Source organism: Streptomyces sp. CB03234, from assembly GCF_001905885.1.
In the GTDB taxonomy this organism is placed as follows: domain Bacteria; phylum Actinomycetota; class Actinomycetes; order Streptomycetales; family Streptomycetaceae; genus Streptomyces.
Window position 1 is genome coordinate 1 of sequence record NZ_LIYH01000009.1, and the last position, 26,259, is coordinate 26,259.

24 protein-coding genes and 4 pseudogenes are annotated in these 26,259 nt (G+C 68.8%); 13 read left to right on the forward strand and 15 right to left on the reverse strand.

Annotated features, from left to right (window positions below; translation table 11 throughout):
- Positions 1–24 precede the first annotated feature (24 nt).
- Positions 25–860, forward strand: a protein-coding gene (locus AMK26_RS35940) for an IS5 family transposase (protein WP_107421098.1) whose coding sequence is annotated in 2 segments (ribosomal slippage) — positions 25–361 and positions 361–860 — 837 coding nt in all. Because the reading frame shifts where the segments join, the coding sequence is not laid out codon by codon here.
- 27 nt (positions 861–887) lie between these two features.
- Here AMK26_RS35940 and AMK26_RS32685 read toward each other — a convergent pair.
- From AMK26_RS32685 to AMK26_RS38465, 8 genes and pseudogenes are all read right to left on the reverse strand, one after another.
- Positions 888–1,709 carry a MerR family transcriptional regulator gene (locus AMK26_RS32685; RefSeq protein WP_073759423.1) on the reverse strand — a complete coding sequence of 274 codons (822 nt, stop codon included), beginning with the start codon at positions 1,707–1,709 and terminating at the stop codon, positions 888–890.
- A gap of 1,067 nt (positions 1,710–2,776) precedes the next feature.
- The gene (locus AMK26_RS32690; RefSeq protein ID WP_079277940.1) at positions 2,777–3,751 is read right to left on the reverse strand and encodes a YihY/virulence factor BrkB family protein; all 975 of its coding nucleotides are present in this window, start codon (positions 3,749–3,751) and stop codon (positions 2,777–2,779) included.
- Positions 3,752–3,827: 76 nt separating this feature from the next.
- Positions 3,828–4,508 carry a DUF3618 domain-containing protein gene (locus AMK26_RS32695; RefSeq protein WP_073759425.1) on the reverse strand — a complete coding sequence of 227 codons (681 nt, stop codon included), beginning with the start codon at positions 4,506–4,508 and terminating at the stop codon, positions 3,828–3,830.
- Complete coding sequence (locus AMK26_RS32700) at positions 4,484–4,891, reverse strand: phage holin family protein (protein WP_073759427.1); 408 nt, start codon at positions 4,889–4,891, stop codon at positions 4,484–4,486. Before AMK26_RS32700 ends, AMK26_RS32695 begins: the two co-directional genes overlap by 25 nt.
- A gap of 1 nt (position 4,892) precedes the next feature.
- The gene (locus AMK26_RS32705; RefSeq protein ID WP_073759429.1) at positions 4,893–5,492 is read right to left on the reverse strand and encodes a hypothetical protein; all 600 of its coding nucleotides are present in this window, start codon (positions 5,490–5,492) and stop codon (positions 4,893–4,895) included.
- 642 nt (positions 5,493–6,134) lie between these two features.
- Positions 6,135–6,965: pseudogene (locus AMK26_RS35945) on the reverse strand (IS5 family transposase).
- A 394-nt stretch (positions 6,966–7,359) separates the two neighbouring features.
- The gene (locus tag AMK26_RS32725; protein WP_073759433.1) at positions 7,360–7,653 is read right to left on the reverse strand and encodes a hypothetical protein; all 294 of its coding nucleotides are present in this window, start codon (positions 7,651–7,653) and stop codon (positions 7,360–7,362) included.
- Positions 7,654–7,691: 38 nt separating this feature from the next.
- The gene (locus AMK26_RS38465) at positions 7,692–7,814 is read right to left on the reverse strand and encodes a hypothetical protein (RefSeq protein WP_274536142.1); all 123 of its coding nucleotides are present in this window, start codon (positions 7,812–7,814) and stop codon (positions 7,692–7,694) included.
- A 343-nt stretch (positions 7,815–8,157) separates the two neighbouring features.
- Here AMK26_RS38465 and AMK26_RS32730 point away from each other — a divergent pair, with 343 nt between their 5' ends.
- The 7 genes and pseudogenes from AMK26_RS32730 to AMK26_RS32760 form a co-directional block, all read left to right on the forward strand.
- Positions 8,158–9,711 (forward strand): FAD-dependent oxidoreductase, encoded by a 1,554-nt coding sequence (locus AMK26_RS32730; protein ID WP_073759435.1) that lies wholly within the window; start codon positions 8,158–8,160, stop codon positions 9,709–9,711.
- A 189-nt stretch (positions 9,712–9,900) separates the two neighbouring features.
- Complete coding sequence (locus AMK26_RS32735; protein ID WP_241838191.1) at positions 9,901–10,581, forward strand: DUF4142 domain-containing protein; 681 nt, start codon at positions 9,901–9,903, stop codon at positions 10,579–10,581.
- 3 nt (positions 10,582–10,584) lie between these two features.
- Entirely contained in the window at positions 10,585–11,244 is a 660-nt protein-coding gene (locus AMK26_RS32740) for a class F sortase (RefSeq protein ID WP_079277941.1), read from the forward strand.
- Positions 11,245–11,295: 51 nt separating this feature from the next.
- Positions 11,296–11,859 carry a hemerythrin domain-containing protein gene (locus tag AMK26_RS32745; RefSeq protein WP_073759439.1) on the forward strand — a complete coding sequence of 188 codons (564 nt, stop codon included), beginning with the start codon at positions 11,296–11,298 and terminating at the stop codon, positions 11,857–11,859.
- Between the two features lie 202 nt (positions 11,860–12,061).
- A pseudogene (locus tag AMK26_RS35950) lies at positions 12,062–12,613 on the forward strand (AI-2E family transporter); the annotation flags it as partial.
- Between the two features lie 579 nt (positions 12,614–13,192).
- On the forward strand, positions 13,193–13,603 hold the full coding sequence (locus AMK26_RS32755) for a four-helix bundle copper-binding protein (protein WP_073759443.1): 411 nt from the start codon (positions 13,193–13,195) through the stop codon (positions 13,601–13,603).
- Positions 13,604–13,658: 55 nt separating this feature from the next.
- A pseudogene (locus AMK26_RS32760) lies at positions 13,659–14,241 on the forward strand (carbonic anhydrase); the annotation flags it as partial.
- A 599-nt stretch (positions 14,242–14,840) separates the two neighbouring features.
- Here the strand turns inward: AMK26_RS32760 and AMK26_RS32765 are convergent.
- Genes AMK26_RS32765 through AMK26_RS32780 form a run of 4 tightly spaced genes read right to left on the reverse strand, consistent with a single transcriptional unit; the run spans position 14,841 to position 17,191 of the window.
- Positions 14,841–15,155, reverse strand: coding sequence for a PRC-barrel domain-containing protein (locus AMK26_RS32765; protein ID WP_073759445.1), 315 nt, complete (start codon positions 15,153–15,155; stop codon positions 14,841–14,843).
- Positions 15,142–15,531: a hypothetical protein gene (locus AMK26_RS32770; RefSeq protein ID WP_073759447.1), complete on the reverse strand. Its 390-nt coding sequence runs from the start codon at positions 15,529–15,531 to the stop codon at positions 15,142–15,144. The genes AMK26_RS32765 and AMK26_RS32770 overlap by 14 nt, the downstream gene beginning before the upstream one ends.
- Complete coding sequence (locus AMK26_RS32775; RefSeq protein ID WP_073759449.1) at positions 15,528–16,757, reverse strand: NRAMP family divalent metal transporter; 1,230 nt, start codon at positions 16,755–16,757, stop codon at positions 15,528–15,530. Before AMK26_RS32775 ends, AMK26_RS32770 begins: the two co-directional genes overlap by 4 nt.
- A complete protein-coding gene (locus tag AMK26_RS32780) occupies positions 16,754–17,191 on the reverse strand; it encodes a hypothetical protein (RefSeq protein ID WP_143608690.1) in 438 nt (145 codons plus the stop codon). The genes AMK26_RS32775 and AMK26_RS32780 overlap by 4 nt, the downstream gene beginning before the upstream one ends.
- A gap of 575 nt (positions 17,192–17,766) precedes the next feature.
- Between AMK26_RS32780 and AMK26_RS32785 the strand changes: the two genes are divergently transcribed.
- On the forward strand, positions 17,767–19,074 hold the full coding sequence (locus AMK26_RS32785) for a DUF2254 domain-containing protein (RefSeq protein WP_073759453.1): 1,308 nt from the start codon (positions 17,767–17,769) through the stop codon (positions 19,072–19,074).
- 12 nt (positions 19,075–19,086) lie between these two features.
- On the opposite strand, the gene AMK26_RS32790 is transcribed toward AMK26_RS32785, so the two are convergent.
- Positions 19,087–19,506, reverse strand: coding sequence for a Rho termination factor N-terminal domain-containing protein (locus AMK26_RS32790; RefSeq protein ID WP_073759455.1), 420 nt, complete (start codon positions 19,504–19,506; stop codon positions 19,087–19,089).
- 29 nt (positions 19,507–19,535) lie between these two features.
- On the opposite strand from AMK26_RS32790, the pseudogene AMK26_RS32795 reads away from it, so the two are divergent.
- A pseudogene (locus AMK26_RS32795) lies at positions 19,536–19,874 on the forward strand (cation:proton antiporter domain-containing protein); the annotation flags it as partial.
- Positions 19,875–21,020: 1,146 nt separating this feature from the next.
- Here AMK26_RS32795 and AMK26_RS32805 read toward each other — a convergent pair.
- Entirely contained in the window at positions 21,021–21,986 is a 966-nt protein-coding gene (locus AMK26_RS32805) for a pirin family protein (protein ID WP_073759459.1), read from the reverse strand.
- Positions 21,987–22,110: 124 nt separating this feature from the next.
- On the opposite strand from AMK26_RS32805, the gene AMK26_RS32810 reads away from it, so the two are divergent.
- Positions 22,111–23,724 carry an alkaline phosphatase D family protein gene (locus AMK26_RS32810; RefSeq protein WP_241838192.1) on the forward strand — a complete coding sequence of 538 codons (1,614 nt, stop codon included), beginning with the start codon at positions 22,111–22,113 and terminating at the stop codon, positions 23,722–23,724.
- A gap of 75 nt (positions 23,725–23,799) precedes the next feature.
- Positions 23,800–24,282 (forward strand): hypothetical protein, encoded by a 483-nt coding sequence (locus AMK26_RS32815; protein WP_073759463.1) that lies wholly within the window; start codon positions 23,800–23,802, stop codon positions 24,280–24,282.
- Here AMK26_RS32815 and AMK26_RS32820 read toward each other — a convergent pair.
- On the reverse strand, positions 24,279–25,709 hold the full coding sequence (locus tag AMK26_RS32820; protein ID WP_073759465.1) for a dihydrolipoyl dehydrogenase family protein: 1,431 nt from the start codon (positions 25,707–25,709) through the stop codon (positions 24,279–24,281). The genes AMK26_RS32815 and AMK26_RS32820 overlap by 4 nt on opposite strands.
- Positions 25,710–25,823: 114 nt before the next feature.
- Here AMK26_RS32820 and trxA point away from each other — a divergent pair, with 114 nt between their 5' ends.
- Positions 25,824–26,192: a thioredoxin gene (gene trxA, locus AMK26_RS32825; protein WP_073759467.1), complete on the forward strand. Its 369-nt coding sequence runs from the start codon at positions 25,824–25,826 to the stop codon at positions 26,190–26,192.
- The last annotated feature ends 67 nt before the right edge of the window (positions 26,193–26,259 follow it).

Consider the following 26,259-nt stretch of genomic DNA (forward strand, 5'->3'; position numbering starts at 1 on the left):
AAGCGGACAGACACATCCGATCAACTGACTACCGGGTCAAAGAGACACGCTCTAGTCGCCCCGTTGCTGCCGTCGTTCACTGCTCGCCCGCAGGGTGGTGGGACCGCTCCGTGTGATGAGCGGGCCGTGTTCACTGCCGTGGTGTACGTGCTGACCAGCGGTTCCGCCTGGCGGCACCTGCCGCCGACGTTCGGTACGTCTCCCGCGACGGTGCATCGCCGGTTCACTGCGTGGACCAAGGCGGGCCTGTGGCGCCGGCTTCACCGGGCGGTGCTGGACGAACTCGGCGCCAGGGGCGAGGTCGACTGGACCTCGGCGATCATTGACGCCGCCTCGGTCCGGGCGAAAAGGGGAGCACCCTGACCGGGCCGAATCCGGTTGATCGCGGGAAGAGGGGCAGCAAACTGCACGTCCTGTCCGACGCTCAGGGCATCCCGCTGGCCGTAGCGGTGTCCGGGGCGAACCTGCACGACAGCCAGGCGTTCAAGCCGCTTATCCGTGGCATTCCGGCGATCCGCTCCCGCCGCGGACGGCGTCGGCGCCGTCCCGGCAAGCTTCGCGCGGATAAGGCGTACTTCTCCGCCGACCACCTCACCTGGCTGCGCGAACGCGGGCTCATCCCGCGCATTGCGCGCCCGGGGATCGAATCGGGCGAACGGCTCGGCCGGCACCGTTGGAAGATCGAGCGGTCGATCGCCTGGCTGTTCGGCTACCGCCGCCTCACCGTCCGATACGAGCGAACCGGCTCACACTTCCTCGCCTTTCTCGGCCTCGCTGCCGCCCTGACCTGCTACAAGAAGCTCTCAAGGCTGAAGTCGGGCAGCGGGAGACCGCAGCGGTCTCCCGCTGCCCGAACGTGATCACCGGCCAGGCTGGGGCGCGATTGATCAGGCCCGGGTCACCGGTGCCTGCAGTTCCGTCACCCAGTCGTCACGATTTTCCGGGCACTCCAGGTTGATCTCGCGGGGGTATCCGGTCGACTGGTAGTCGTTGGCGTCGATCCAGCGGGCCAGGGCCTGGGCGGTGGGGAGTACGGCGTCCATCGAACCGCGGTGCACGATGGTCGCCGCCTGGTCGAGCGACGGCAGGTCGAGGATCCGGAAGGTGCCGTCCTGGAGAGGGGCGGAGACCTGGACGGCGGCGTGGACGCTGATCTTGCCTCCACCCTCCGGGGCGTCCTCGTAGTACGCGACGCCGGGGCCCGTGGGGGTGATACCCGCCGAGCCCAGGCACCGGAACAGCTCGTCGTAGAGCGGCCCGATGACCGGGCCGATGTCCTCGGGCTCGAAACTCGCGGCGGTCGCGGTCAGCTCCGCCACCCGGACGGAAGGGACGCTCTTGATGACAACGTCGTTCGTGGGCATGTGCCCCTCACTCTCGATCGCTCGGAGCCTCGCCTCGACCTGGATCAGCCGTGCTCCCGCGGCAGCCATTGCGGTCTCCAGTTCGGCCCGCCGCAGCCGCAGCATGCCGCGCAGTTCCTCGAGGCTGACCTTCTCGTCCACTATGTCCCGGACCTGCTGGAGAGTGAATCCGAGGTCTTTGAGCGCGATGATCCGGTTGAGGCGGGCGAGCTGGGTAGCGGTGTAGTAGCGATAGCCGCTGGCGGGATCGACGTGAGCCGGTCGCAGCAGTCCGGTCGCGTCGTAGTGACGCAGCATCCGGACCGAGACGCGGCCATGCCGGGCGAAGTCTCCGATGGTGAACATGATGTCTCCGAGCTGACCGCCTGACACGGTGTGAGGGTCAAGAAGCTACTTGGCGGCCGGGGGACAGCGAAAACTCGGGGCTGCATCGGCTCAGTTGCATGGGCGTGCCCACGAGCGAGCAGTCCGTGACGAGACATCGCCACGTGAGACATCTTCTAAACCTATACCGGAAATTGCGGCGGAGACCGCACCGTGGACCGGTTGGTGCCGTTTGGTTGCCTTCGCACTTTTGATGGCCGCTGGCATCACTGGTCTCGTCCTGGCGGGGTTACCAAGGAGTACGAGGAAGACAACTCCGCAGATGAGCGCCCATCCCTGAAATCCGAGCAGGGCAGCATGACCCGCCGCTACATCATCTGGCGAAACCGTTACACCGCCGACGAACGGCCACATCTGTAGTCGACAGGGCAACCGTTGATTGATGCGGCACTAGTCAGCCGCAGCCCTTGGCGGGCTGAAGGCGCGCTCCGGCACCGTCTTCCCATTCACATGTTCTGAGCACGGGACTGCGACCACTACTCGGCAGGCAACGGCTTCCGTTCAATCGCGTGGATCGTGACCTCCTGTTCCGACCTCGGCGCTCAGTTGGCCACCACAGAACGACCGGATCCGGCGGCACGCACGCCAGGGAACCAGACCGTCCCGGACCACATGGAGGCCCTCGACGACACGCACCTGGTCAACGGCGCGACCTTCCGTGAAGCGGAAGATGCCGAAGTAGCCGTCGAAGCGGAATTAGCGGGTTCCTCGTGGCAGGGATGCGGGCGGCGGGCGAGGGCAAGTCGCCCGGGCCCGTACACATCGCGGGCACTATCGCAGCTCGAAAGCGCAGTCAGCAGCGCCGGTACGCATTTCGGCTCCGTGCAGCCGCCCACCCGACAGGCCGTCGCGCTCCGTGATGACGTGCTGAACGTCCTCGGCGGGTTCCCAGAGCGTGATGGAGCGGCTCTATAGGCTGCTCGGGCTGGTCCTGCCCGTCTTCGTCGCCGCCGTGTGGTGGTTCCGCCCTGACTGGGGCGCCATGCGGCACGACACCACGTAGGGCCCTGGCTGGCAGGGCCCCGCCTTCACAGCTTGCGGGTGTCGCGAGGCTCGACGTAGGGCTCTTCGCCGGGTGGGTGGCCGCTTTCGATGGCGCGGCCGCGTTCGAGCTCGGCGTTGAACTCCAAGCCGAGCAGGATGGCGATGTTCGAGATCCACAACCAGATCAGGAAGATGATGACTGCGGCCATGCTGCCGTAGGTCCTGTCGTAGCTGCTGAAGTTCGCCACGTACAGCGCGAACAGGGCTGAGGCGATGAGCCAGATGATGACGGCGATGATGCTGCCGGGGCTGATCCAGCGGAACTTGCGTTTGACGTTCGGGGACGCCCAGTACAGCAGCGCGATGATCAGCATGAAGAGCAGGACCAGCACAGGCCATTTGGCGATGTTCCACACCGTGATAGCGGTGTCGCCGACGCCGAGAATCTCTCCCGTCTTCTTGGCCAGGGTTCCGGTGAACACCACGCCCACCGCCATGGCGGCCAGCAGGACGATGACGACGAGGGTGATGCCGAGCCGGGTGGGCAGGGTCTTCCACACGGGGCGGCCTTCGCCGATGTCGTAGACGGCGTTGGACGCGCGCATGAATGCCGCGATGTAACCGGATGCCGACCACAGGGCGACCGCGATTCCGATGATCAAAGCGATGGTGGCCCGGCCCTGGTTGCCTTCCAGTTGTTCCAGGATACTGGTGAGGATGTCGCGGGCGGCTCCGGGTGCGAGGCTGCCGAGGTTGTCGATCAGCGGCCTGATCGTCGAGGTGCCCAGCAGCCCCAGGATCGAGACAAGGGCGAGCAGGGCGGGGAAGATCGCCAGGACGCCGTAATACGTCAGGGCGGCCGCCCAGTCGGTGAGGTTGTCCTCCTTGAATTCCTTCAGGGTCCGTTTGAGCACCCCCCACCAGGACCGCTTATGCAGATCGGTCGGCTTCTCGGCCGGCGACTGCACGTTGGCCCCGGGGCGGGAAGTGTCGTTGCCATCCGCGTGGTGTCGTGCCATGGCTCACCCCTTCCGGTAGGTGCCGCCGCACCGCCTCAGAAGGAGGAGCCCAGGCGGCGCGGCGGCTGGGGATGGTTCACGTGGAGCCGGGAGCCTGCTGGCGGGCTTCGTCGGCTACCTGCTGGCCGGACTGCCTGGCCTGCTCAGTGACCTGCCCGGCCCGGTCCCGCGTCTCCTCCTTGGTGGTGCGGGCAGCCTCCGCAGCGGTGTCCTTCACCTCCTGAGCGGCCTGCTTGGCCGTCTCGGTGGCGTCCTCCTTCACGTGCTGCGCGGACTCCACCGCCGCTTGCTTGACCGGCTCAATCGCCTCACCCGCCTTCTCGGAGACCTGCGAGGCAGTCTGTTCCTCTGCCTGCGACGTCGGCAGGAGCGAAGCGGCCAGCAACCCGGCGCCGAAGGCGATCAGCCCGGCCGCCAGCGGATTACCCTGCGTCTGCCGCACGACCTGATCCGGGGCGCTGCTGACTGCCTCGCCGACCTGTCCGGCGGTCTGACGGACTGTGTCCGCCGCCTGCCCGGCGCTCTCCTGCGCCGACGCGGCTGCCTGCTGCGTGCGGCCCTGAGCCTTCCCGGCGGTCTCCGATGCGGTCCCCATGACGCGCTCCCGTACGCCGGACACCGCCCTGCGGACTCGATCCGTGCGGCGGCGCGCCATCCGCCGGGGGCTGGTGCGCTCGGCCAGCCGGTCGACGTTCTCCGACAGCCGCTCACGGGTTGTTTCGATCTCGGTCCTCACTTGGTCGGGTGACGTGCCCACTGTGCGTCCTCCTTCAACGTCTCCACGGTCTGCTCCGGCTTCGGCGACACTTCCCGCATCCGGGAGCGGCCCATCACGAACAGCACGGCTGCGATCACCGCCCACACCGCGGTGATGATCAGCGCGGCCCAGCCCAGGTCCATCACATTGGCCAGGCCGAACATCGCCGCGAGCGATACGAACAGGGCGACCATGTAACCGGCGAACCCGGCGCCGCCGAACATCCCGGCGGCCTTGCCCGCCTTGGAGGCTTCCTCACGGATCTCGGCCTTGGCCAGCTCCACCTCCTGCCGGAACAGCGTCTGTACGTCCGAGGTCACCTCCGACAACAGCTCTCCCACCGAGCGGTCCTGCCCGCGCGGCTCCGGCGTCATCGACGACATCTCACACCTCCGGGTAACCCGGCAGCTCCGGCCGCGCCGCGCCCTCGGGCAAACCAGGTGACCTGTCGTCCCGGGCGGGAGCTTGCTGCGGCCCCGGGGAAGAGTGCCCGGCCTTGCTGCCGGCCTTGGCCATCCTGCCGACGACCAGCCCCGCCAGCGCCGCTCCTGCCAGGAACGCCCCAGGCCGGCGCCTCGCGAACCCCTTCAGGTCCTCCGCCATGCCCTCCACGCCCTGTTTGTCCAGGTAGTCCGCCGCGCGGTGACCGCCATCGGCCACCTGCCAGACCAGGCTGCGGGCCGGGGAATCGTTGGGCGCATTGTGTGCCAGCCCGGCCAGATCGTCCGCCCACTGCCGCACCGTGTCTGCTGCGCGCTGGGTCTGGCTCTCCACCTCCTGCGTCACCCGTTCCCGCAGGTCACCCGCCGCGGTGCTGGCTTGCTGGCGCGCCTCCCCAGCCACCGTCTTGGCCTGCTCCATAGCCGTACCGGCGACGTCACCAGCCGCCTGCCTGGCCTGCTCGGCCGTGGCCGACGCCTGCTCCTTCGCTGTCTGCCCGGTCTGCTGGAAACCCCGGGCACCACCTTGCACAACCTCACCCATCCGTCACTCCTCCTTCAGCCACGGGCCGGCCCACCTGGCCCTGCCACGGCCTCGCGGGCAGATGGGACCTGTCTTTTCAGGACACCTGCACGGGTGATCGCGCACCTTCAGACCAAACATCGGGATTCTGTGACCGACTGGCTGGTATCGGCGGATCGATGGCTGTGTCCCGGGAGTAGCGGCGGAACGGATCGCCTCACTGGTCGAGGGCCAGACGGTGCCGTTCGACATCACCTTGGGCCCGTTGGGCGCTGGGAACACAATCGGGGCCATGGATGGACGTCACGTGAAAGGGATGGCTCTCGGGTCCAAGTCGCGTGAGCCGTGGTTGTCCAGTACAGGAAGTACGCGTTTGCGGAGAAGGCCCAGCCCTGCAGAGCCTTGCAGCGGGCCGTTGAGCGTTTCGTCCGCGTCCCATCCTGTGACTCCGGAAGCTGACTTGCCTGTGAGTCCGGCACTGGCCCGGTACATCGCCGTCTCGGCCCATGCCCTGGGGCTGAAATAACAGCAACGGCCGAACGCTGGTATGCGTCTCACCGCGTCCGCCAGAGTGATCCGTGCGCGTAGTCGGCGCGCGCGCCCCAGCGTGCCGCCGAAGGGTCGGTGTGCCCTCTCGGTACCTCTAGGTTCTGTCGTCAAATGTCACGCCCACATCAGGAGTGAGGCGAGGGTGACGGCCGCCTCGTAGGACTGGGCTGTTTTGTCGTAGCGGGTGGCAATGCCGCGCCACTGCTTCAGGCGGTTGAAGCACCTTTCCACGACGTTGCGGTGCTTGTAGACCTCGCGGTCGAAGGCCGGCGGGCGGCCGCCGCGGCTGCCTCGCCGGGCCCGATGGCCGACCTGGTCGGCCCGCTCGGGAATCGTGTGCGGGATGCCCCGGCGGCGGAGCCAGGCGCGGATCGCCTTCGAGCTGTAGCCCTTGTCTCCCAGGACTTGATCGGGCCGGGTGCGGGGTCGTCCCGGGTCCGATGCGGGGCACTCGGATCGCTTCCATCACGGTGGTGAACCGGGTGCAGTCGTTGGTGTTGCCGCCCGTGACGACGAAAGCGAGCGGCCGGCCCCTGCCGTCGCAGGCCAGGTGGATCTTGCTGGTCAGGCCGCCTCTGGACCGGCCGAGGGCCGGGTCGCGCAGCCCCCTTTTCGGGCCCCGGCCGCATGCTGGTGGGCCCGCACGACCGTGGAGTCAACGGACACCAGCCAGTCGATGTCGCCCGCCGCGTCCGCTTTCGCCTGGGTGGCCCGCAGCATCCGGTCGAACGTGCCGTCCGCCGCCCACCTGCGAAAGCGCGTATGGAGCGTGGCCCACGGCCCGTAACGCTCGGGCACATCCCGCCAGGCCGTCCCGGTCCGGAACTTCCACACGATCCCGTTCAGGACCCGCCGGTCGTCCAGCCGTTTCCGCCCCCGCAACGACGCGGGCAGCAACGGCCGGACGAACTCCCACTCGGCATCGGACAGTTCATGGCGACGTATGACGACACCATGATCCACCAGCGGTGATCATTTGAAGACACCGCCTAGGACGCGACCATAACGTCCTGTCTCATCCGTGCAGCAACGAGGAGCCAACCAATCATGGCCGTATGCGAGGTCTGCTGCTGGAAACGACTATGAGATGTCGTTCGAGGTGCACGCCGCAGGAGCGGTACACACTTTCGACAGCATCGAGTGCGCCGCGCAAAAGATGGCCCCAGTCTGTGACAACTGCCAGTGCCGCGTCCTGGGCCACGGTGTTCAAGCGGAAGGGAAGTTCTTCTGCTGTGCGCATTGCGCCCGCCAGAAGGGATATGCACAAGTGGTGGATCACGCGTGACAGCCCGTCCGCCGGTGGAATAGAGCTAAACGCCTGTGGCAATTGGTGGGCTTGCTACTCCGCCGCGGCCGCGTCGAAGTCGACCCCGTAGGGAGCGAGCGCGACGAGGGCCGCGAGGACGATCAAGTCCGCAGCGCCGAGGGCCAATCCGAGGATGGCGCGGGAACGGCGACTGGTCCTGCGGGCGAGTGCGGCCGTGCCGAGGACGAGGGCGCAGGGGCCGAGGACGAGGTTGAAGACCAAGAGTCCCACCAGCCCGGTGATGAAGGACGCGACAGCCATGGCGTCGGCGTCCCTGGGCCGTTCCTGCGAGCCAGCCCACGCGGTGGTTGTGGTGAAGAGGTTCATGATGTCCCTCCTTGCGCGGTTTCCGTGAGGCTTGGCGGTCAGTTGTTCCTCCGGTGCGTGCGGCGCTCGTGGATGGCGAACTGGAGCAGCCAGCCGAGGATGACCACCGCTGCGATGAGGCTGATCGGCGCAGGAACGTGCGCGACTGTGCCCAACAGCATCCAGAACATGAGGACAGCCGCGAGAAGGAAAAACATGTCCGTCCTTCCAGGTGCGCTTGTGGTTATTGCGCCTTCCCAGGTGCCCACCGCTGGTGGCCGGAAACAGCCGCATGGGGCACGTGACATTTGCCGTCTCGGCCCCGAGCCGAGTCGACAGCCGTTTCCTGGCCGACCGTTCGGTCCCCGACACCCAGCCCACTGACCGTGCGAGGTGAGCGACGGTGGAACAAAGCGGTCGGCGGTTTGGTGGGAGTGCCGTCGGGTACCCGCGTGGCCGCCAGGCCTGCCCGAGGCGGCGGTCGCGCACAGCACACCGCGACACGAGAAGGAAGTGGGAGCGCGCATGACGCAACTGCCCGGCAGCTATGAGTCGTACTGGATGACGTCCGCGGCAGGCACAGAGCAGCCCGCGCTGTCGGACAGTCTCGAAGTCGACGTTGCTGTGGTCGGCGGTGGCATCGCGGGCATCTGCGCCGCGTGGGAACTGGCCCGCGCCGGGCGCAGCGTCGCCCTCCTCGAAGCCGACCGCATCGCCGCAGGCGTGACGGGTTACACCACCGCGAAGCTGTCCTCGCAGCACGGGCTCATCTACGCGCGCCTGAACAAGTCGCTCGGGGCGGAGAGTGCGCGGCTGTACGCGCGGTCGCAGCAGGAGGCGGTCGAGCGCGTTACCGAGGTATCCGCCGAGCTGCGGATCGACTGCGAGTTGGAGCGCATTGCCTCGTACGCGTACGCGGAATCCTCCGAGCAGGTCGACCAGATCCGCGCCGAGGCCGACGCCGCGCGCGACGCAGGTCTTCCGGCGTCGTTCGTCACGGAGACGGGCCTGCCGTACTCCGTCGCGGGCGCCGTTCGCATCGAGGAGCAGGCACAGTTCCACCCGCGCAAGTACCTGCTCGCGCTCGTCGCCGACCTGCTCGGTCGCGGCGGACACATCTACGAACGCACACGCGTCGTCTCCCTCCACGAGGGCGAACCGTGCCGGCTCACCACCGAAGCCGGGGCGACGGTCACCGCCCGCGACGTCGTCGTCGCCACGCACTACCCGGTGTTCGACCGCGCGATGCTCTTCTCCCGCCTCGAACCCAGTCGCGAGCTCGTCATCGCGGCACCGATCCCCGCCGACCGCGACCCACAGGGCATCTACATCACGCAGGAGCAGAACACCCGGTCGGTACGGACCGCGCCATACGGCCCAGGGCAGCGGCTGCTCATCGTTACCGGGGAGAAGTTCAAGCCGGGCATCGGCGACGTGAGCCAGCGGTACGAGAAGCTCGCCGCCTGGACGCGCGACCGCTTCCCCGGCGCCACGATCACCCACCGGTGGGCAGCCCAGGACAACACCACGACCGACCGCGTGCCGTATGTCGGGCACTTCCACCCGGGTGCCAAGCATGTCTACGTCGCGACCGGCTACGGCGCATGGGGCATGAGCAACGGCGTCATGTCCGGCCGCCTCATCAGCGCCCACATCACCGGCGAGAAACTACCGTGGAGCGGGCTGTACGACCCGCGGCGCCTGCATCCCCTGCGCGAGGCCCCCTCCGTCCTCAAGCTGCAAGCCTCGGTCGTCAAGCACTTCGTCGGTGACCGGCTCCCCGCCTCGCACGCCGACAGCGTCGAGGACATCGCCCCCGGAACGGGCGCCGTCGTGCGCGTCGACGGACGCCGCTGCGCGGTCTACCGCGACGAGGACGGTGCTGTCCACGCGGTGTCCGCACGGTGCACCCACCTCGGCTGCATCGTCCACTTCAATGATGCCGAGCGTAACTGGGAATGCCCGTGCCACGGCTCCCGGTTCGCCACCGACGGTACGGTCGTCCAAGGCCCCGCCAACCGGCCACTCGAGCCGCACCCGTTCGGCACCGGCACGGAGCACGACGACGGCTCCGTATGAAGGCCGTCGAACGCACACCATGAGGGGCCGGCGGAGTACCGGCTGCCCGGGTGAACGCCACGCACATTCTGTGATGTACAGGTACCTCAGTGGCACGGATGGGCACTGGGGCGCTGCTTCATGCGTCCCGTTCCGATCACCGGCTGGCGTCGAAGGCGGTGCCAGATCGGGTTGAAGGGAGCACTACCCATGCGCAGACGACTGGTACCTGTCGCCGTGATGGTGGTGGCGCTGTCCGGCATATCCGCGCCGCACGCGTTCGCCGCCGAGGTGAGCGCCCAGGACGAGATGTTCATGATGAAGGCCCACCAGGGCAATCTCGCGGAGATCGCGGCCGGCCACGATGCCCGGAAGAACGCGACCACCAGCTGTGTGAAGCATGTCGGCGCCGTGCTGGTGCGCGACCACTCCAAGCTTGACGCGGACCTGAAGGCGCTCGCCAGCAAGCTGCACGTGACGCTGCCGGCCTCCCCGTCCCAGGAGCAGAAGCAGGAACTGGCGGCTGTCCAGGCGAAGGCCGGCAGCCCGGCGTACGACGCGGCATGGCTCACGACCCAGGACGCCGCTCACCGAAAGACCCTGGCCCTGATCGACGAGGAACTCAAGGCCGGGAAGAACGCCGAAGTGAAGGCCGCTGCCCGCTCGGCACGCCCGGTGGTGGAGATGCACCTGGACATGGTCCGCGGCGGCAACTGCCATGAAGGCAAGGACGTCGGCAAGGTTCATGCCGGTAGCGGCGGCCATCTGGCCGCCTCGGGAAGCTCTCTTGCCACCGCCGGTGTGGTCAGCATGGCGGGCGGCGGGCTCCTCGCCGCCTTCGGTACTGCCTGGCTCCTGCGCTCTCGGCGCCGCTCCGCTGGGCGAAGCTAGACCATGGCACGCCACCGGCTGGCCGCCGCAATCATGACCGCGTGCGGGCTGAGCGCGGCGGCCGCCGGATGGCTGCTCCCGACCGCATCACAACCCCGCCCCGTGAATGCGGGCTTCCTGCCCCCCGACACCCATCGCCCAGCCGCCGATACCGGCGCGGACGCGTCGCCACCCACGCACATTCGCGGACCCAAGGACTTCGAGGCCGCCGTCGTCCCGGTCGCCGCCACAGGTAACGGCGCTCTGGCCCTGCCGGAGGATCCCCGAACGGGGGGATGGTGGCCGCTCGGGGCCACTGTCGGCTCCCGGCGCGGAACGGTCCTGATCGCCGGACACGTCGATACCCGCAGACACGGATTCGGCCCCTTTGCCGCACTGCACGACATGCCCTTGGGCGCCCGCATCGAGGTAGTCGGAGCAGACGACCACATCCGCGCCTACCGGATCACCGCGCGCCGAACCTACCCGCAGGAAAAGCTGCCCACGGATCTGTTCACCCGCAGCGGCACGCACCGGTTGGCCCTCATCACCTGCACTGGGCCCTACGACCGCACAACCAGCCGGTATCAGCAAAACCTCGTCCTGTATGGCACGCCCATCGCACCCGACGGTCGTGTAGCCCACCGCGAGACGGGCACTCGTGGCCCCGAGCAACCAAGGTAGCCAAGGCCGTAAGGCGGACACCGAGCAGACGAACGTAAGGAGAGCCCGAACATGGGCCAGGGAGACAACGTCATCCAGGAACTGACAGCGGACCACCGTGAAGTCGATGCGATGTTCACGCAGATCGAAACCCACGCCGCAGCCGACCCCAAGCGCCGCGAACTCGCGGACCAGCTGACCATGGAGCTGATCCGGCACGCGGTCGCCGAAGAAGAGCACCTGTACCCGGCAGTCCGCCGGCACGTCGACGGCGGGGACGACCTCGCCGACAAGGAGATCGCCGACCACAGCGAAGTCGAGCGGCTGCTGAAAGAGCTTGAAGGCTGCCAGCCCGGCGACGCGCAGTTCGACACCCTCATCACACAGCTCAAATCGTTGGTCACCGAGCACGTCAGGGACGAAGAAGACCGCCTGTTCCGGCTGCTGACCGACGCGTGCCCCGCCGACATGCTCAATGAACTGGGCGAGAAGGTACGCCGGGCCAAAGAGACCGCGCCCACACGGCCTCACCCCTCCGCCCCGGACAAGCCGCCGCTCAACAAGCTCCTCGCCCCGGGGGCCGGCATGGTCGACCGGCTCCGGGACAGGCTCACAGGCCGCGGCAAGCAGGACTGAGCCGTAGCGACGCTCGCAAAGGGCCCTGGCCGTTACGGGGGGCGGGGCCCCTGCTGACCGGGCCCTTCGACGTCCCGCTTGCCGGTGACGATTCGTGTATCAAGTCGTCGTCGGCACGTTGACGGCTACGAAGCACAGCGTGCCGATACTCCCGTCATGCAGGCGTGGCCCCGCCCTTTCGCTCCACGCATGTCAGGGAAGCGTCACCGTCGCGCTGGTCGACACCTGGGACCAGATCGTCGCCTCGCTGCGCCGGGCGGTACTGCAGCTCGCGGATCAGTTCGGCGCGGCCGGCACCACACTGGAGGATCTCGCCGACGACGCCTTGGACTTGCTTGGGAGAGTTCGGCGGGACGGCGGCTTCGGGGCTTGTCATGGGGGTGAGCATCTTCGCCCAGGCTGTCGGCATGGCGGTGCTGGCGCTGCTGCTGGTCTTCTTTTTCCTACGCGACTCCGACCGGGCTGCCGGCTCCTTTGTCTCAGGGGTTGTGGCCGTGCTGGTGGCGCTTGCCGACGGGGGACCCGTCATCGCGCTGTGGGCGCTCGGTGTCGGGCCCGCGGTGCAGGTGCTGGAGGGCAACGTCTTCCAGCCAATGGCCAGCCGCACTGTGCGTATTCACCCCGGCTGATCCTGGTGGCGCTCACCGCGGGCGCGTCCGTGGCGGGAATCGTCGGAGCGCTCCTCGCAGTGCCGGTCACGGCTGCTGCCTTCGGAATCGTCCACGAATTGCGTACACGCCAGGCGTCGCCCTGAGTCCCGCTCACAGTGCGCACCATCGAGCCCTAGCGGACCAGCAAAAGGCCCAGAGCAAGCCAACGGCAATTCAGTGGCCTTTGTCGGCATGTTGCTCCGCAGGTGAGTCGCGATCGAGCCGCCGGTGTCTCATAAGCCAAGTGCCAGCCCGCCGCACACACCTGGTCTTACTGGTGCGGGGGGTATCCGCTACCTGCTTCAGGGGAGGTTGACGTCGATGGTGCGGCACATGGCGACGCTGGCCCGGGTCGGGACGTGCAGGCTGTGGCGGGCGCTGGAGGTGGACCGCGACGCGTACGTAGGGTGCGTGCTGGAGCACCTGTACCGCCGCTGAACCGCCGGGACGTGCTCGCCCCCCTCGAACCACTGGGCTGACCACGGGCCAAGCTGCGGGGCGCCGTCGGCAGCGGCTTCGAGTAGAGGACGTACGCACAGCGGCGCACCCGCCTGGCCATGCGTCCGCCGCACGCCCGCCCGACCGGGCCAATCAACGGCCACACGGTTTGAGGCACGACGGCCGGTGTTACCGGTACAGGGCCGGGCATCTGCCTGGCTGACGCCACATCTCTGGAGGAATCGATGACCACTGCGGTCAAGGACATGCTCGACACCTACCCGGCCGACCTGGGCGGGGTGGACCGAGAGAAGCTCGCCCGCTGTATCGAGGAATGCATCGCATGCGCTCAGGCGTGTACCGCGTGCGCAGACGCCTGCATGTCGGAGGAGATGGTCAACGAACTGACCAAGTGCATCCGCACGAACGCCGATTGCGCCGACATCTGCAACGCCACCGCCGCGGTGCTCTCCCGCCACACCGGCTATGACGCCAACGTCACCCGCGCGATCCTCCAGGCGTGCGCGACCGTCTGCAAAGCCTGCGGGGACGAGTGCGAACGCCATGCCGGCCAGCACGACCATTGCCGCGTGTGCGCCGAAGCCTGCCGTCGCTGCGAACAGGCGTGCAACGACCTGATCTCCTCCCTGGGCTGACCACTCCCGGCGGCGCCCACTCCGGGGGCATGAGGGCCGAGCCGTAAGCCCATGATTGCCCAGACGCGCACGCCCCGCGACGCATTCGCTGCTGGTCGGCAATGAGCGGTTCGCCTCTGGTTCCCCCGAGCACCCCAATCAGGATGCTGCGCGCCGCTGAGGCTGCGCCGGCCCAGAGCCCGTTCGCCGTGATGTTCGGCCGCTCCAACTCCCGCTTGGCGGCCGAAATCATCTTCGACCGTGGGCTGGGCGACTGTTCGTAGTCCGCACCGCCGGCCACGTGTCGGAGGTACTGGGGAGCATCGAGTACGCGGTGAGCGTGCTCGGCAGCCTGGTGGTGCTGCTCGGCCACGACGCGTGCCGGCGCGGTCGCAGCCACGCGCGCCGCCGTGGAGGACGGCACCACGGCCGGCGGCTACGTGAGAGACGTGATCGAGAGGGTGACCCCGAGGGTGCTCGCCGCACGCGCTGCCGGGTACGCTGAGGACGCCGACTTCATCACCGAGCACATCCGGCACACCGTCGACCTGCTCCTGGACCGCTCCCGGCTTCTGGCCGACGCCGCCGACACCGGCAAGGTCGCGCTCGTGGGGCTGTCCGACGGCACCGCACACCTGGTCACCGCCCGCAGCATCGACGTATGCCCGCATCTCCTGACGCGGTTCAGTCGCTGGACAGCGGCTCGCGCCGGCCGGGCGGCGCGTGCTCGGCGTATGCGCTGCCGTACGGCTAGGCCAAGCCGGTTCATGACCCGGCGGGCTCGGCGCGCATCGTCCGAGTCCAGGACCTCCAGCGCCGTCGACGTCGCCTCGACCGGGTGAGGAAAGTCCGCGGCCGCGGCGGCTCGGTACGCGGCATCGCGGCGCACTGCACGCTCGTCGACCGATACGTCGTCGGGTGAAGTGAAGGGGGCGGCACGGTGACGCAGCCGCGCATGGCACGCCAACCAATGGACCGAGCCCTCCTCACCACATCGTCCGGCCCACACGGACACCGAAACGGTGGACGCGGGCGCGAACTGGCGACCGGCGGCGGTCGTTCGCGTAGGACCGCGTCATGCCTGCGATACGTCGCCATGTTCCCGCGCAACCCGTATGACACGCCGGGTGATCGTCACGGTCGGGCCAGGTGCGCGGGGCTGTCTAGTCTCGCGGTGGCCGGCGGATGATGAACCAGAGCAACAACGCAATCATGGCGATGAGTTCAAGCCAGGCGAAGAAGACGGGGAGGCCAGTGGTCACGGCTGCCTCCGAGGTTGCTGGGAGGCATGAACGGTGATGCGGCCTTTGTCGTACGAGATGACGCGTGACCATTCGATGACTTGGCGGCGGCGGGCGATCCAGCTCGCCACCTTGGCGAGCAGAAAGGGTCCGCGTACTTCGTCGGTGGCGTAGCCAAGGCGGTGCGTCAGTCCGGTGGCTCCTACGATGATCGCCTGCAGCTGCCAGTGGTCGGCCCCGGAAGTGCGGACGACCCGGAGGTCGTGCACCGTCCCCAAGCGCTGTCCGCTTTCGTCGAGGACATCAGCATTGAGCAGCTCACTCGCCTTCACGATGCGCCCCGGGGATCCTTCCGACGAAACGGCGGCTCAGCAGCCGCTCCGCACGTCCCAGGCCGGGAAGCTCCTGGGCGCCGACGTCGATCTTCAGAGCGGGTCCGTACTCGCGTACGCGTGCGATGGGCACTTCCACAGGTGTGGCGCCGCCGGCGAGTCGGCCGGCGACGGCCGTCCACCAGCGCCCCAGGCGGCCTCCAAGGCGTTGTCCGAAGGCTCGCTGGCCGATCTGCAAGGCCGCAAGTACGGGCGGAGAGCCGTCCTCCGGCTCGTCGAAGCGCAGATCGTCGACCTTGCCGATCAGTGTGTCGCCGCTGTCGAGGACTTGCCGGTCGAGGATGTCCAGACCGATGTCGAGGCTGTCCATGGTCATGCGCCTGCCTTGGTTGCGATCAGGAGGGGCAAGGCCGCGACCGCACCGGCGGTCACGGCGAGGAGGTAGATCGTGCCCAGGGTGTTGGCCACGCGACCGTTGACCCGGTCGCCGAGGTAGCGCCGGTCGTTGGCGATGACGAGGATCGGCAGGAACGTCAACGGCAGCACCGCGGCGGCGAGGTAGACGGCGTAGATGGTGACCGTGATGGGGTTGACGGTGGTCAGGGCGACCGCCGCCGCGCCGAGGAGTGTGACGAGGAGAAGGGTGTGGAAGCGCGCCGCCTTGGCCGGCTGGGTCTCCTTGCCCCAGGTCCAGCCGAAGTGGTGTGCGATGGTGTAGCTGGAGGACAGTAGCGTCTCCAGGGTGGCGCCGAAGACCGAGCCGACGATCCCGATGATGGCCAAGGCGAAGCCAACCTGGCCAAAGGCCATGACCACCGGCAACACCGTCTGACTCAGGTGCTCGACCTGAATGCCGGCGGGCTGGAGCACCATGTACGCGACGGCCTGGATCCCGATGGCGAGGATGCCGCCGACCGCATAGCCCATCCAGGCGTTCACCCGGACTTCCAGGAGGTTGCGCGGGCGCCAGCGGTGCTCCACCGCCCCGGAGGAGAAGAAGAACACCTCGTACGGATTCATCTGCGCGCCGAGCAGGACGAGGGCGTAGAAGAAGTAGGTCGCATGCCCCTCGCCGCGCGGCACGACCGGATGGGTGGTGTCGTGCCACATTGCCCCCCAGTCGGGGCCGAACCACCACACGGCGGCGACGAAGACGAACAGAGCAAGACCCAGCAGGCCATAGAGCCGCTCCATGTAGGCGAACGGCAGCCGCCACACCACCAGCCATGCAAGGAAGGCAACCGGAGGCACCCACAGGAGGTAGTGGATATCGGCGAGCAGTTCGATCGCCAGGGCGACGCCGCACAGCTCGGCGATCACGGCGAGCGCGTTGACCAGGTAGGAGGCGATCACGGTGACCAGCCCCATACGTGCACCGGTGCGCTCGCGGATCAGGTCGAAGACGGTGCGGCCGGTGACGACCGCGATCCGGCCGGCCATCTCCGAGTACAGGGCGATGCCGACGACCGCGACGACGGTCACCCAGGCCAGGCCCAGGCCGAACCGGGCACCGACCAGGGCATCGGTGACCAGGTCACCGATGTCCATGAACCCGCCCATCGCGGTGAACACGCCGAGCAGCAGCGAGAAGACGCGCTTCACGTCGGTACCAGTTCCTCGAAGCGGCGAAGACGTTCCGACAGCCCCGGCAAGGGCTTGGCCAGACGGGGCAGGACCTGAAGGCGGCTTTGGCGGGCGGCGATCCGCAACTGGCTCAGCACACCCTGGACCTCATCGAGCAGACTGATCACATCACCACGCAGAGCGGTTGCCTCTCGGGTCGGTGGCTGGACCGACCCGAACTGAGTGCTCACGCTGCCCACCGCGCTTTCGAGCTGCGACAGTGTCCGGGAGGTGTACGGCCCGGGCGCCTTACCCTCCCCGGCAGCGCCAGCCAGCAGCCGTGCCGTCTCGATCGACGAGCGCACCGCCTGCGCGGTGTTCGCCACCTTTTCCCGATAATCACCCTCGGTACGCGAGGAACTTACGCAGCCGGCCAACAGCAACCCCGCCAGTGCGCCAGCCATCGCGAACACGACCAAGCCTGTCCACCGACGTGGTCCACCCAGCCGCCGTTTCCGCGTCGGAGGCGGCTCGGGCTCCGGCACCTCCACTGCGCCCCTCCTCTCGCCGCTTCGACAGACCCCTAAGAGGGTGGGCCATGCATGTCGGCACACCGAGGACGCGCGGCTTGCACGGCGTGTCACCGCCCGTTCGCGGCTCCGCACGGCCGCGAGGGTGAGTAGCACACGGCCCCACGGCATCGCGCGGGTCTGGTGCCCCCGTACAGATCCACGGCACGCCCGCTGTTATTGCCTGGGGCAGCTCATGACAAGCGGATGGCGATGCCCCATGCACGCTGCCAAGGAAGCGACGATCGAGCCTACGGCTCCGGCATCATCCCCACATTCACTGTCTGCCACTCTCACTGGGCGGCTGACGGCCTACTCACCACGTCGCGGAACGGCTGAGACAGCTACACGGCATGAGGGTGAAGGGCACCACTCAGGCCGCGCCAGGGTCATGCGATGGAGCGGTGGTGCTGTATTGCTGGAGGATGGTGTCACTGCCGGGCGGTCGTACTCCGCGAGCCGAGGGATCGAGAGGTCCGTTGTGGCTGTGGCCGACCTGGGGCGGGCTGGCGGCATTCGCCGCTGCGCTGCTGTTGGCGCGCATCCGCCCCTCGCCGGGAAGCCCGGCGGCAGCTCTGTGGCCGGGCGACGTGGCTTCCGCCGCCACAGCCCTGCAGGCGGTCGCCACCACCTCGGTGACCGTCACCACCCTCACCTTCAGCCTGACGGTGGTAACGCTCCAACTGGCATCCCAGCAGTTCTCCCCCCGGCTGCTGCGCCGCTATGCCCGAGACAGCGCCACCAAGACAGTGCTGACCGTGCTGACGTGCACCTTCGTCTTCACGATCACCACGCTGTCGTTCCTCGACACGAAGAACCGTGTTCCTGCCCCGGCACTGCTGGCTGCCATGGTCCTGGGCGTTACGTCGCTGACCGCGGTGCTGGCCTTCCTCACGCACATCGTGCGCGAGGTGCGGGTGGATTCCATGATGCAGGCCGTTCACGACGAGACAGCAACCGTGATCGGCATGTTCTACCCCGCTTACGACGATCCGCGCCCCCACTCACCGGACGACCTTCAGCTCGACGAAGCGACGGGGACGACGGTGTACTCGACGGACAGCGGGTTCGTACGTTTGGTCGATGTCCCCGCTCTCGTGGAGTGCGCCCGCCGCCGCAGCGCAGTTGTGCGCCTCAACGCACGGCCCGGCGACCTGGTGATCGCCCGAAGCCCGCTGGCCACCGTCTGGTCGAGTGAGCCGGGAGCCGGGGCTCCGGAACCGGAGGCGGACGGGGCGGCCGCTGCGATCAACTCGGCCGTCACGCTCGGGTACGAACGGACGCTCGACCAGGACGTGGCGTTCGGCTTCCGTCAGCTGGAGGACATCGCCGTCAAGGCCATGTCGCCGGGTATCAACGACCCGGTCACCGCGGCTGCCGCCGTGGGACAGATGGCCGACCTTCTGGTGCAGCTTGCCGACTGCCGGCTCGGTCCCACCGTGCACCTGGATCGCGACGGTGAGCCGCGTGCCATCGTGCCCGACCGGGACATGCGGTACTACCTTGTCCTGGCCTGCGGCCAGCTCAAGCGCTTCGCCGCCGGGGAGCCCACCGTCCTTGCCGCGCTCCTGCGGATGCTCCGAGACCTGGCGGTCCTCGTGCACGACCGCGAGCACGCCGGCGAAGTACGCCGCGCGGCCGACGCCGTACAGGCTGCTCTGTCTCCGGCCGTGTCGCAGGCCGATGCGGAGCAGGTGCATGACCTGCATAGGCGTGTCCTGATCGCCCTGGAGGGGCACAGCATGCGGGCGTATGCGGACCGCAGCGGTGAGACCCGCTCCGTTTGACCGCCGTCCGCGTCATGCTGCGGCGCTCTCCTTCTGGAGCGCCTTGATCAACTGGTCGCGGTTCATCTTCGATCGGCCCGGGATGTCCGCCTTCGACGCTCGCTCGTACAGCTCGGTCTTGGTGAGGTTCTCCAGGTTCTCCTTGCTGCGCCGGCCGCCGGCCTTCTTGCCCTGCTTCTTCCCCCGGTCGGGTTTGTCGCGGTGGGTGGGCAACCGGTGCAACTGGCCTGCGGGCTGCTCCTCCTTGCCTTCTGCTCTGGAGGAGCGGGCCTGTTCGACGCTGCGCTGGAGGGCGTCCATCAGGTCGATGACGTTCGTGGCCTCTGGCGGGCCGGCTTCGCTGACGATCTCCTGACCCTCGCGTTTGGCATCGACCAGGGCCTTGACGCGTTCTTCGGAGGCGTCGTGGAACCGCTCCGGATTCCAGTCCATGCTTAGGGCGTCGATCAGCTGCTGCGCGGTCTTTCGGCGGGTACGTCGCGGTGGTCCTGGCGATCGTGCTCATCCGGCCGGCATCGCTCCTGCTGTCGCTCATCGGCACGCACTTCGACCGCCGAGAGAAGCTGGTCGCCGCCTGGTTCGGGCCCAAAGGGTTCGCATCGGTCGTCTACGGGCTGCTCGTGCTTCAAGCCGGTATCCCGCAGGGCGAGCAGGCGTACACACTGATCGCGGTGTGCATCGCCTTCTCGATCATCGCCCACAGCAGCACGGACGTACCCATCGCCAGGCTGTTCGACGTCGACGACCTCGCCGGAATCCCGGACAAGAACGACGACGGTAATGTGGCCCGGCAGCGCTGAGCGTTGCTACGAGCATGAGGTCTGTTCATGTTTCAGTGGCTGTGGATCTTCGGCTGGTCGGCCGTGGTGCTGCCTCTCGGCGCGGCGCTGCTGGCCGGGCGTGCGCCACGGTGGCTACGGCGGGATGCCACGCAGGGCGCGCTCCGGGTGAAGGGCATTGGGGCGTTCGTTCTGTACCTCGGGACGACGCCCGGCTCCCCCAGCACGATCATCGCTCCGGCCACCGCAACCACCGAAGGAAGTGCAAAGGCTCCTTCACGAAGCTGCTCGGTCTCCGTGACCACGTCATCGTCGTCTGTATGGAATGCCTCGGTGACCTGGGGAATCAAGTCCTGGGCGGTGCCCTCGCCGCGTACTCTGCACACCCGAGGCACATGGAAGCCGAACACAGAACTCGCCATTTCTCCATTCTCTCAGCGGCCACTGACAGGTACCTCTGCCGCCCTTGTCCCAACCTGCGCCCGAGCCCGACCATCCAGAAGCAACGACAGCGAGGCCCCTGCCTCCGGATCACTGGGACCGCGACCACACAGCAGGACAGGGGCACCGTAAGGGCCATCGCCATGGACACCGGGCCGACGAGCGCTTTCCCGCTCAGGCAGTGACACCTGAGCCCTGCGAGCCGCAGAAGGCGGGCACAGCGACGTCGGACACCTGGACGAACAGGCGGCGTCCCCGACCAGTCAGATGCCCCATGACCGCGCCGCCCCGAGGGGCGACTGTTCACTGGCGCCTTCCCGAGGGCTGAGCAATGGCGCTAGCGCAAACATAGCCCGCTCTCGTCGCTACTCCGTCGGGAGCCGATCTTGTCGGGGTTGCACAATTGGGCGCGAACGGGCGCCCACAAGCCGGTATCGCCTCATCCCACACTGTCGGCATCGCCGCCCCGGGTCGGCGAGAGAGCAACGGCTGTCGGCTTCCGATCGCACCGGCTAACGCCGGGAACCCGCCCGACATCCACCTGACGACTATTCAGCAAAGTCAGCATTGGGTCTACCAAAGCTGCCTACACACGAACGCATCTTGGACTGCCAGTCGCTGGCACCAGAGACCCTGAACCGGATCGAGGGCGTCATTCCCCTTCGCGTTGCCCCGGGCAGTGGAACTCCCCCGAGAAGACACCTGCTCGTGGCATGGCAGTGCAGGTCAGCGCACCCTGCCCCGTGGTTTCAGTGCCACAGGTGGGAGTTCCGGAGCTGGCAGGCGACCCCCCGCATAGCCCTCCACTTCCCCGAAGCGGGAACCCTTCACCCAGTCCTCGCGAGCCTGTGCGATATCCTCGTGGGACCGCCCGATAAAGTTCCACCACATGACGATCTCCTCCTCGAACGGCTCGCCGCCCAGGAGCATCAGCCCTGCGTCGGATTCGGCGCGCAGGGGGAGGGACGTGCGGCCGCAGCCGAGGTAGAGCATGGAGCCGGGGAGGACCGGTACGCCGTCGACGTGGGCCTCGCCGGACATGGAGAGGACGGCGTACTCGAAGTCGGGGTCGAGCGGCAGATTCGTTTCCGTGCCGCGTGCCAGGGCGAGGTCGGCGCCGACCAGGGGGCTGTAGGTGGTGCCGGGTGAGAGGGCGCCGTCGAGTTCGCCGAGGACGACCGTGGCCGTCAGGCCGGGGGCCGTGACCCGGGGGAGGTCGGCGTGGTGCTGGAAGTGGGGGTCGACGTGGCGGTGGGCGTCGGGCAGGGCCACCCACAGCTGGGCGCCGTGCAGGAAGCGGGCGTGGGGGCGGGGGCTCTCCTCGGAGTGGGAGATGGCCCGCCCGGAGGTCATCAGGCCCAGTTCACGCGGGCGCACCGTCTGGAGGCTGCCCGTGCTGTCGCGGTGCAGGACCTCGCCCTCGTGGAGCCAGCTGACGGTCTGCAGGCCCATGTGCGGGTGGGGCGGCACCTGCATGCCGGGTTCGTCGGCGATGTCGTCGGGCCCGTAGTGGTCGACGAAGGCCCACGCCCCGACCATCCGGCGGCCGAGGTTGGGCAGCAGGCGGCGTACCTCGGTGGATTCACCGAGCTGTACGCGGCGGGGGCTCAGGAGTTCACGCACCGGCTCGGCGACGACGAATCCCCGGCCGCCGCAGACGGAGAGCGCGGCCTGACGGTCAAGGTTGCTCATACCGCCCAACCTAGTCGTGGGCGTCCCTCCGGCGCCGCGGTTTCTCACGGGTCGTCAGACCACCCGTATGCCAGGGCAACAACCACCGTAAAGCGGGCATATGACGTGCCATATGAAGACTCACATGCCCGAGCTCCGTGCCGCCGCCCGGCGTATGGGGCGCCGTCACTTCCTCACCGTGGCCGGTGCCGCGGCCGCCCTGGCGTTCACCACGCACCTGCCGGCCGCCGGTGCCGCGAGCCCGTCCGTGCTGGACGCCAGGAAGATCAACAAGTATCCGTTCACCCTCGGCGTCGCCTCCGGTGACCCGCTGCCGGATTCCGTCCTGCTGTGGACCCGGCTCGCGCCCAGTCCGTACGACCCGGACGGCGGCCTGCCGGCGCAGCGCGTGGAGGTGCAGTGGGAGGTCGCGTACGACGAGCAGTTCTACGCCGTCATCAAGAGCGGGACCGCCACCGCCCACCCGGAGTACGCCCACAGTGTCCATGTGGAGGTGCCGGGTCTCGACGAGGACCGCTCCTATTACTACCGCTTCCGGGCGGGCACCTGGATCAGCCCCGTGGGCCGTGCCCGTACCGCCCCTTCGCTCGCCTCCTTCTGGGTGCCCTCCCTGACCTTCGCCGCGGTCGCCTGCGCCGCCTATTTCGACGGCTATTACACGGCGTACAAGCACCTCGCCTCCGAGGACCTGGACATGGTGGTGCACCTGGGGGACTACATCTACGAGTACGGCGTCGACTCGGCCGGCGGGCACCGCGGCTACACCGACCGGCAGCTGCCCGCCCACTTCAACCACGAGACCGTCACCCTCCAGGACTACCGGCTGCGTTACGCGCTCTACAAGAGCGATGCCGATCTGCAGGCCGCGCACGCCGCGCACCCGTTCGTCGTGACCTGGGACGACCACGAGACGGAGAACAACTACGCGGGGGCGATCCCGGAGAACGCCGTGCCGCCCGAGGAGTTCCTGCTGCGCCGCGCCGCCGCGTACCGCGCGTACTGGGAGAACCAGCCGCTGCGGCCGCCGCAGCATCCGACGGGCCCCGACATGCGGCTGTACCGGCGGCTGCAGTTCGGGCAGCTGGCGCAGTTCGACATCCTCGACACCCGCCAGTACCGCTCCAACCAGGCCTACGGCGACGGCTGGCAGGCGCCGGGGCCCGAGTCGGAGGACCCGTCGCGCACCATGACCGGCACCGCGCAGGAGCGCTGGCTGCTGGACGGCTGGCGGGCGTCGGACGCGGTGTGGAACGTCGTACCGCAGCAGGTCACCTTCGCCCAGCGGCGCAACGTGCCCACGGCCGACTACAAGCTGTCCATGGACGCCTGGGACGGCTACCCCGCCTCCCGCAAGCGCATCCTGGACGGAGCGACCGCGGCGGGGGTGGACAACCTGATGGTCCTGTCCGGGGACGCGCACGTCGGATACGGCTTCGACCTGAAGGCCGACTTCAACAACCCCGCGTCCCGTGTCGTCGGCACCGAGATCTCCACGACGTCCATTTCCAGCGGCAGGGACGGCGCCCAGAAGCCCGGCAACTGGAACAGCCTCACCCAGGCCAACCCCCACCTGAAGTTCTATGACGGGCGCCGGGGCTACACCGTCATCAGGCTCGGCCAGGTCAGCGCCGACATCACCTTCAAGACCGTCTCCACCGTCACCAGACCCGGTGGCACGCTCAGTACGGCCGCCTCCTTCTCCACCGGTACGGGCACGCCGGGCCTCCACCGCGCGTGACGGCGGCCGGGGCGTCGTTCACCCGTTCGGCGCCACCCACGGGCACACCGTGCCCGCCCGGCATTCCATGGGGCCATGGGCGACCTCACCTCTGCGATACGGACCTCTCCGATACGGCAGCGGCGCCGCCGTCCGCCGCGCGCCGTCCTCGTCCTCGTCCTGGCGGCGGGCCCGCTCACCCTGACCGGCTGCACCGCCGACGCCCCGTCGCCCCGGGAGCGCGCGATGGCGGCGATCGACGCGCTCTGCGAGGACCTGGGGGCCCTGCGGGTGGACGCGGGCAAACTGGCCGGCCTCAGCCCCCGGTCGAGGGGGCACGACGAGCTCAGGGACCTGCGGGAGGACCTCGCCCACGACCTGGACCTGGTGAGGCGCAGCGCGCGGGGCGTGCGCAAGGCGCGGGCGGGGGCGGTCTCGGACGCGTACGACAGGGTCGGCCGAGCCATCGACGACCTGCCCGGCGGCGTCACGGGCGCGCAGGCCGCCAGGCTGATCAGACCTCACCTGGAGGCGCTGGACAACGCCATCGCCGCCTCTCAGGCGTCCGTGAAGTGCTAGCCGCGGTAGCCCTCCAGCAGCCGCAGCCAGACCTCGCTGATCGTGGGGTACGCCGGGACCGCGTGCCACAGGCGGGCGATGGGGACCTCGCCGGTGACCGCGATGGTGGCCGAGTGGAGCAGTTCGCCGACGGCCGGGCCGACGAGGGTGACGCCGAGGAGGACCTCGCGTTCGAGGTCGACCACCATCCGGGCGCGGCCGCGGTACCCGTCCGCGTACAGGCCGGAGCCGGCCACCGCGGCGAGGTCCTGGTCGACCGCCCGTACGCGGCGCCCCGCCGCCTCCGCTTCGGCGAGGGTGAGGCCCACGGACGCGGCCTCGGGGTCGCTGAAGACGACCTGCGGTACGGCGGCGTGGTCGGCGGTCGCGGCGTGCGCGCCCCAGGTGCCGGTGTCGAGGGGGGCGCCGCCGTCGGCACGGACGCCGATGGCGGCGCCCGCGATACGGGCCTGGTACTTGCCCTGGTGGGTGAGGAGGGCCCGGCGGTTGACGTCGCCGACCGCGTACAGCCAGTCGCTGCCGTCGACCAGGCAGCTGTCGTCGACCGACAGCCAGGAGCCCGGTTCCAGGCCGACCGTCTCCAGGCCGAGGTCGTCCGTGCGGGGAGCGCGGCCGGTGGCGAAGAGGACCTCGTCGGCCTCGACGCGCTCGCCGTCGTCCAGGACGAGCGTGACCGGCCCGGTGGGGTGCGGGCGCTCGACGGCGGTGACGGAGACGCCGGTACGGACGTCCGCGCCCGCCTCGGTGAGCGCGTCCGCCACGTGCTCACCGACGAACGGCTCCATGCGTGGGAGCAGGCCCCGCCCTCGTACCAGCACGGTGACGCGGGAGCCGAGCGCCTGCCAGGCGGTGGCCATCTCGGTGCCGACCACTCCCCCGCCCACCACGACGAGCCGGCCGGGCACGTGCCCCGCGCTGGTCGCCTCGCGGCTGGTCCATGGCCGGGCGCCGGCGAGGCCCGGCAGGTCGGGCAGGACGGCGCGGCTGCCGGTGCACAGGGCGACGGCGTGCCGGGCGGTGAGGACCTGCCGTTCGCCGCCGGGGCCCTCGACGGTGACCCTTCTGCTGCCGTCCAGCCTGCCGTGGCCCCGGTGGAGGCGGGCGCCGATCGAGCCCAGCCAGCCGGCCTGGCCGTCGTCCTTCCAGTGCGACACGTACGCGTCGCGGTGGGCGAGCACCGCGGGGGCGTCCAGGGGTCCCCGTACGGCCCCGCGCAGGCCGGGGACCTTCCGGGCGTCGGAGCGGGCGATCGCCGGGCGCAACAGTGCCTTGCTGGGCATGCAGGCCCAGTAGGAGCATTCGCCGCCGACCAGTTCGCTCTCGACCACCGCGACGCTCAGCCCGGCCGCTGCGGCCCGGTCCGCCACGTTCTCGCCGACCGGGCCCGCGCCCACCACCACGACGTCGTACTCCACCGTTTCGGTCATGGGGTCAGTCTGGTGGGACGTGTGCGCCGTGGCCACATGGGCAGTCGGAATAGCGCGGCTCCGGGCGCGGTTGTCCGGGGCGATGCGCCCATACACCGGGAAGAGGTAGGCAGCATGAGCACCGTAGAGCTCACCAAGGACAACTTCGATCAGGTGGTCACCGACAACGATTTCATCCTGATCGACTTCTGGGCTGCCTGGTGCGGACCGTGCCGTCAGTTCGCCCCGGTCTTCGAGAGCGCGTCCGAGCGCCACCCCGACCTGGTGTTCGCCAAGGTCGACACGGAGGCGCAAGCGGAGCTGGCCGCGGCCTTCGACATCCGGTCCATCCCGACGCTGATGATCGTCCGGGACAACGTCGCCGTGTTCTCCCAGCCGGGGGCGCTGCCCGAGGCGGCCCTGGAGGACCTCATCGGGCAGGCCCGCAAGCTGGACATGGACGAGGTGCGCAAGTCCATCGAGAGCGGCAAGGCCGGGGCCTGACACAGACCCCTTCGGGCGGCGCAGGCCCTTTCGGGCGGCGCAAACCCCTTCGGGCGGCGCAAACCCC

Coding starts and splice junctions, on each gene's coding strand:
- trxA (WP_073759467.1), top strand. CDS start 25,824: ATGAGCACCGTAGAGCTCACCAAGGACAACTTCGATCAGGTGGTCACC.
- AMK26_RS32745 (WP_073759439.1), top strand. CDS start 11,296: ATGGGCCAGGGAGACAACGTCATCCAGGAACTGACAGCGGACCACCGT.
- AMK26_RS32740 (WP_079277941.1), top strand. CDS start 10,585: ATGGCACGCCACCGGCTGGCCGCCGCAATCATGACCGCGTGCGGGCTG.
- AMK26_RS32685 (WP_073759423.1), bottom strand. CDS start 1,709: ATGTTCACCATCGGAGACTTCGCCCGGCATGGCCGCGTCTCGGTCCGG.
- AMK26_RS32735 (WP_241838191.1), top strand. CDS start 9,901: ATGCGCAGACGACTGGTACCTGTCGCCGTGATGGTGGTGGCGCTGTCC.
- AMK26_RS32725 (WP_073759433.1), bottom strand. CDS start 7,653: ATGAACCTCTTCACCACAACCACCGCGTGGGCTGGCTCGCAGGAACGG.
- AMK26_RS32805 (WP_073759459.1), bottom strand. CDS start 21,986: ATGAGCAACCTTGACCGTCAGGCCGCGCTCTCCGTCTGCGGCGGCCGG.
- AMK26_RS32790 (WP_073759455.1), bottom strand. CDS start 19,506: ATGGACTGGAATCCGGAGCGGTTCCACGACGCCTCCGAAGAACGCGTC.
- AMK26_RS32690 (WP_079277940.1), bottom strand. CDS start 3,751: ATGGCACGACACCACGCGGATGGCAACGACACTTCCCGCCCCGGGGCC.
- AMK26_RS32730 (WP_073759435.1), top strand. CDS start 8,158: ATGACGCAACTGCCCGGCAGCTATGAGTCGTACTGGATGACGTCCGCG.
- AMK26_RS32705 (WP_073759429.1), bottom strand. CDS start 5,492: ATGGGTGAGGTTGTGCAAGGTGGTGCCCGGGGTTTCCAGCAGACCGGG.
- AMK26_RS32755 (WP_073759443.1), top strand. CDS start 13,193: ATGACCACTGCGGTCAAGGACATGCTCGACACCTACCCGGCCGACCTG.
- AMK26_RS32820 (WP_073759465.1), bottom strand. CDS start 25,709: ATGACCGAAACGGTGGAGTACGACGTCGTGGTGGTGGGCGCGGGCCCG.
- AMK26_RS32770 (WP_073759447.1), bottom strand. CDS start 15,531: ATGACCATGGACAGCCTCGACATCGGTCTGGACATCCTCGACCGGCAA.
- AMK26_RS32700 (WP_073759427.1), bottom strand. CDS start 4,891: ATGTCGTCGATGACGCCGGAGCCGCGCGGGCAGGACCGCTCGGTGGGA.
- AMK26_RS32810 (WP_241838192.1), top strand. CDS start 22,111: ATGCCCGAGCTCCGTGCCGCCGCCCGGCGTATGGGGCGCCGTCACTTC.
- AMK26_RS38465 (WP_274536142.1), bottom strand. CDS start 7,814: ATGCTGTTGGGCACAGTCGCGCACGTTCCTGCGCCGATCAGCCTCATC.
- AMK26_RS32815 (WP_073759463.1), top strand. CDS start 23,800: ATGGGCGACCTCACCTCTGCGATACGGACCTCTCCGATACGGCAGCGG.